This is a genomic window from Mesorhizobium sp. M7A.F.Ca.MR.362.00.0.0, assembly GCF_004023175.1.
GTDB lineage: Bacteria > Pseudomonadota > Alphaproteobacteria > Rhizobiales > Rhizobiaceae > Mesorhizobium.
On record NZ_RZTF01000285.1, the window covers coordinates 1 to 5,494 of the forward strand.

General features: G+C 64.0%; 4 protein-coding genes. 1 reads left to right on the plus strand and 3 read right to left on the minus strand.

Translation table 11 applies throughout. From position 1 onward, the window contains the following. The 3 genes from EOC06_RS43575 to EOC06_RS26720 form a co-directional block, all read right to left on the minus strand. Window positions 1-336 (minus strand): hypothetical protein (locus tag EOC06_RS43575; protein WP_245470089.1); only part of this gene is annotated, 336 nt, incomplete at its 3' end. Next, the gene (locus tag EOC06_RS43580) at window positions 314-871 is read right to left on the minus strand and encodes a hypothetical protein (RefSeq protein WP_245470091.1); all 558 of its coding nucleotides are present in this window, start codon (window positions 869-871) and stop codon (window positions 314-316) included. The genes EOC06_RS43580 and EOC06_RS43575, both read right to left, overlap by 23 nt. 3 nt (window positions 872-874) lie before the next feature. Continuing rightward, window positions 875-2,803 carry an autotransporter assembly complex family protein gene (locus EOC06_RS26720; RefSeq protein WP_128309188.1) on the minus strand — a complete coding sequence of 643 codons (1,929 nt, stop codon included), beginning with the start codon at window positions 2,801-2,803 and terminating at the stop codon, window positions 875-877. Window positions 2,804-3,075: 272 nt separating this feature from the next. Between EOC06_RS26720 and EOC06_RS43585 the strand changes: the two genes are divergently transcribed. Next, on the plus strand, window positions 3,076-5,494 hold a 2,419-nt coding region (locus EOC06_RS43585; RefSeq protein WP_245470092.1), incomplete at its 3' end, for an MG2 domain-containing protein.

Sequence of the window (5,494 nt, forward strand, 5' to 3'; positions counted from 1 at the left end):
CTTGAGATTCTCAGGCAGGAAGCGAGCGAAATCGCCGTCGCCCTTGGCCTCGATATGATTGCCCTTGTCGGTCAGTTGGTGGCGACCCGTCAGCTGGGTGACGATCTTGCCGTCGACTGAGAACGTGCCGATGCCGTTCCAGTTGGCGAGCGGCCCGGTGCCCGAGACATCTATGTCGACCGGCGCCGTGTCGGGCAGCTTGAGCAGGTTGGCGATGATGCCGCCTGCCGGCTCCGAGGCCTTGAGGTCGAGGTCGAGCCGGTTGTCCGCCGGCGCAAAGTGGATCTTGGCGTCGACATTCCCTTGCTTGCCGTCATGGCGGGTGATGTTGAGCACCGTCTCGACCGCCAGTGGCGCGGCATCGGCCTTGACCGATCCCTTGGCCGCAAGCTCGGCGATGCCACTGCCGGCCAGTTGCTGGCCAAGCGCGATCTCGGGCAGATCGATCTGCTTGATATCGATGGAAACCGGCAGCGTCGTCGTGCCCCCGCTCGGCGCCCGCTGGCTGCGTGCTGGCCACCGGCAATCGCGCCAGTTCAATACGCTCGGCAGCGATACGGTCGGCGCTGAAGTTTTTCGACAGCAGCGCCAGCGGCGACCAGTCGACGGCCACCTTGCGCGCCACCAGCCAGGCGCCCTCGCGGTCCTCCAGCACGACATGGTCGACGCTGAGCGCTCCGGACCAGATGCCGTCTATGCCGCTGACCGTGATCTTGCGGTCATCGTTCGAAGCCAGCCGCGAAATGATGCCGGCGAGATTGTCGCGGCCGCGCTCGGTCTTGGTCAGCACCACGAGCGCCCCGATGGCGCCAGCGACCACGATCAGCAGCGTGTAGAAAACAATGCGGAGGATGCGCCAGACTGTTTTCATCGCTCAGAATGCCTGTCCGATGCCGGCATAGATGCCGAAACGCGGGTCGCCCGGATCGCGGTTGAGCGGCACGGCGGCATCGATGCGCAGTGGCCCGAACGGCGTGACATAGCGCAGGCCGACGCCGGCGCCGACCTTGACATCGGAGAAATCGGGAGCCGATTTGGTCGATACGGTGCCGGCGTCGACGAACGGCACGATGCCGATCGTATCGGTGATGGCGATGCGCATCTCGACCGAGGTTTCGAAGAAGGACAGGCCGCCGATCGGCTGGCCGGTGAAGTCCTTGGGTCCGATGCCCTGATAGGCATAGCCGCGCACCGAGCCACCGCCCCCGGAATAAAAGCGCCGGTCGGCTGGCACATGTTCGAGGCTGGTGCCGACGATCGAACCGATGGCGACACGTTCGGCCAGCACGAACTTCGAAGCCGAGTCCAGCGACTGATAGGCCGACCCTTCGCCCCTCAGCTTCAGGAACGCCGCACCGCTCAAAATGTCGTAGCTGGGCTCGGCATAGGCCAGCACCCGGAAGCCGCTTGTCGGGTTCAGCCGGTTGTCCCGGTTGTCATAGACATATTGCAGCGGAATGCTGGCGATCAGGTATTTGTGCTTGCCGAAAGCGTCGTGGATGCGGGAATAATCGAGCGCCACCTCGGCGGAAACCGTCTGCTTCTTGGTCAGCTCGTAGGACAGCCCGGTGCTGCCCTTGACCGAGAAATGGTCATAGGCGTCAGGATGTTCGAGTACCGTCTTGACGCCGGCGAAGAACTTCGATGCCGGCCCGATCACGCCCGGCTTTTCGAACATGATGCCGGCATTGTAGTTGAGCTCGCCGAGATCATTGCTGCCGATGCCACTGATCTTGCCGTCGATGCGCAGCTTCTCGGCCCGGCCGAACAAATTTCGGTGGCCCCAATAACCTTCCAGGCCCAGCCCCTCGGTGTTGGAGAAGGTGCCGCCGACGCCGAAATAGCGTGGCTTGCGCTCGCTGACCTGGACGCCGATCGGAATGTTGCCGTCGGCATCGAGCGTGTCGGCTTCCTTGAACGTCACGCTGTTGAAGACCTCGAGCGCCAGCAGCCGGTCGCGCGCGTCATCGATCTCTTGCGGCGAGTACTGCCGGCCGCGCTTGAGGCCGGTCATGTATTCGGTGAAGTCGCGGTCGACCTTTTCGGTGCCTTCCACCGTTGTGTCGCCATAGCCGGCGACCGGCCCAGCGGCGACCGTCAGCGTCACGTCCAGCGTCGAAGTAGCGTGGTCGGCGACGATCTGCCGGTCCGCCACCTCTGCCAGCGGCCTGCCTTGCTCCTTCAGCGTCCGCACGATCAGCGCCTCGGCCTTGAGCACAGCGCCGGATCCCGCATCGCCGCCTGATATCAAGCCATAATCGGCGCTCATCAGCCCTGCCGCGTCGCCCTCAAGGTGGATATTGCCCAAGGTGAATTTCGGCCCGCTGGCGATGTCGATCACCACGGGAACCGGCTGCGGCCCCTTGAATTCGGCATCCGGCGGCAAATCGTCGAGCGGCTTGCCGTCGATGGTGACGGTGACGACGCCTTCGTAGCGGGCATCGGCATAGAGCGCGGCGACAAGCTGTTCGCGGTCGCTGCGCGCCTTGGCCATCAGCCCGAGCGAGCCGGAAACCGGACGCTCCTCGTCACTCTTCAGCGCCGAGGCATTTTCGAGCTTCTTGACCAGATCCTTGTCGGCGTCGGGGGCGGAAATGGTCACGGCGTACCGCAGGGGATCGACGATATCGGCATCCTCGTCGCTGGACGACCCCCACAGCTTGATGCCCAAAAGCTCGAAAGCGGCCGCCGGCCGCGATTCGGCGACGAGCACGGTCGAGCACATCATGGCCAGCAGCAGGGCGCGCGGAAGCGCACGCCCTGGCGCGCGACCTCCTGACATCTGCTCTTCATGCGCCGGCATTAAGACAACCTAGATTACAAAACTAAAATTGGAATGAAGTTCTGAAGCGCTCGTAAAGGGGCCACAATCCAATTGTCTGAAATAGGGCGGGCTTGGAATTCACACCTTTTGCGTCGCCGCAAGAAAGCGTGATCCCCTGTCCTATGGAGGTACTACCGGTCATCGGCCGGAAAGGAAACCGTTGGCAGGCGGAACCCTGCCGCGTCCTCGTGTTGACAAGCCTGACTGAAGCTTGATCATGCCCGGACGTCAGCTGTGTCTGGAGGGGTGTTATGGCAATGCGCGCGGCTCGTGGTCTGTCTATCCTGATTCTTCTGTTTTTCGCCTGGGCCAATGTCCCGGCCTGGAGCGGCGCCGCGCAAGCGGCCGAGGCCCGGCGGATCGCGACAACGGACAATTCCGATTATTTCGGCTTTGATCTCAGGTCCGACCAGAATGTGACAATCGACCAGTGCAAGACGACATGCCTGGGAGACCCGGCCTGCCGCGCCTTCACCTACAACAAAAAAGCCAAATGGTGCTTCCTCAAATCCGACTACAACCAGCTGAAAACCTTCAACGGCGCGGTCGCGGGCAAGGTCGTCAACATCGATGGCGATCCTGATATCGGCGCGCCGCCGGAACTCGCTTTCTTCCCCAACTGGATGGCCGATCAGGCCCAGCAATACCGCAACAAGCTGCTCGGCCCGGCCTATGACAAGCCGAGCGAAGGCATGGCTGCCTTGCTGAACGCCGCCGAACAGGCCGTGCTGACCGGCGATCACCGCTCCGCCATGCTGAAATACGAGGCCGCGGTCTCGGTGCTGCCCGATGATGGCCCGCTCTGGCTTAACCTGGCGCGTGAAACGCTGGCCGTGCAGCCTGCCGCAAGCACCTCCGAAGCCTCCACTTTGCCGGCGAACGGCACGTCGGCCGCTTTCAATGCCTATAAATTGCTGCGCACCACCAAGACGCGCGCCGAAGTGCTGGCGCTGCTCGGCAACGGGCTCGACAAGCGCGATCTCTACCGACCGGCGCTGCAGGCCTATGAAGCCAGCCTTGCCCTGAACCCGTCGCCGGCGGTCCAGGCCGACTATGCCGATCTCAAGGCCCGCAAGGGTTTCCGCGTTGTCGATCACACCATCGACGCCGACACCAGCGCGCCGCGCATCTGCGCGCAATTCTCCGAGGATCTGGTCAAGACCGGCGTCGACTACGCGCCGTTCGTCACCGTCGACAACGCGCCACCCAAGGGCGTCGAGGCCAAGGACAAGCAAATCTGCGTCGAAGGGCTGGAGCATGGTCAGCATTACGACGTCACCTTCCGCGCCGGCCTGCCGGCGGCAATCGGCGAAGTGACCGCGGCCCCCGTGGTGCTGTCGATCTATGTCCAGGACCGCGCACCGTCCGCCCGCTTCACCGGTGACAGCTTCGTGCTGCCGGCCGGCGCGCGCCGCGGCATTCCGATCGTCACCGTCAACATGAATGCCGCCGAAATGAAGCTCTACCGCGTCGGCGATCGTTCGCTGGCCCAGCTTCTGTCGGGCTACCAGTTCCTGCACCAGCTCGACGGCTACGACATCTCCAACATTTCCGAGCAGATGGGCGCGCCGGTCTGGCAAGGCCAGCTCGACATCGCCAATGATCTCAACAAGGAGGTCACCACCTCCTTCCCGGTTGACGAGGCGGTGCCGCAGCGCAAGCCCGGCGTCTACGTGCTGACCGCGCAGGCCGTCAACGACAAGAGCGACAACTACAATTCGATGGCCACGCAATGGTTCGTCGTCTCCGACATCGGCCTGTCGACCTATACGGGGCAGGACGGGCTCAACGTCTTTGCGCGTTCACTGGGCAGCGCCAAGCCGATAGCCGGCGCCGAACTGACGCTGGTTGCCAGGAACAATGAGGTTCTCGGCACGGCGACATCGGATGCCGACGGCCATGCCGTCTTCAACCCCGGCCTGACGCGCGGCGACGGCGGCATGGTGCCGGCCGTGCTGATGGCCAAGCAGGGCGACAATGATTTCGTCTTTCTAGATATGGGCCGGGCCGGCTTCGACCTGTCCGACCGCGGCGTCACCGGGCGCGCGGCGCCAGGTGCGCTGGACGTCTATGCCTGGACCGAACGCGGCATCTACCGCGCCGGCGAAGATGTTCATGTCGCGGCGCTTGCCCGCGACGGCGCCGCCAAGGCGGTCGAGAACCTGCCGTTGACCTTCGTCTTCTCGCGCCCCGACGGTGTCGAAAGCCGCCGCATCGTCAGTGACGGCGCTTCGGCCGGTGGCCATGCCGTCGACCTGCCGCTCGAACCCAACGCCATGCGAGGCACCTGGTCGGTGTCGATATATACCGATCCCAAGCAGCCGGCCGTGGCCAGCCACATGTTCCTGGTCGAGGATTTCGTGCCGGATCGCATCGAATTCGACATGAAGGTCGACAAGCAGGAAATCGCCCAGGGCGAATCCGCCAACATCGACATTGACGGCCGCTTCCTCTATGGCGCGCCGGCGGCGGGCCTGGCGCTGGAAGGCGAACTGACGCTGTCGACGTCGCGCGACTGGGACCGCTTCCAGGGCTTTTCCTTCGGTCTCGCCGACGAGCAGTCGGCCGAACCCACGGTCACTCCCCTCGCCGATCTGCCGGTGGTCGGCGATGACGGCAAGGTGACCTTCCCGGTCTCCGTCGACCAACTGCCCTCGACCACCAAGCTGG

What these genes read in the sequence shown, in the direction of transcription:
- EOC06_RS26720 (WP_128309188.1), bottom strand. Translation starts at nt 2,803, where the DNA reads ATGCCGGCGCATGAAGAGCAGATGTCAGGAGGTCGCGCGCCAGGGCGT.
- EOC06_RS43580 (WP_245470091.1), bottom strand. Translation starts at nt 871, where the DNA reads ATGAAAACAGTCTGGCGCATCCTCCGCATTGTTTTCTACACGCTGCTG.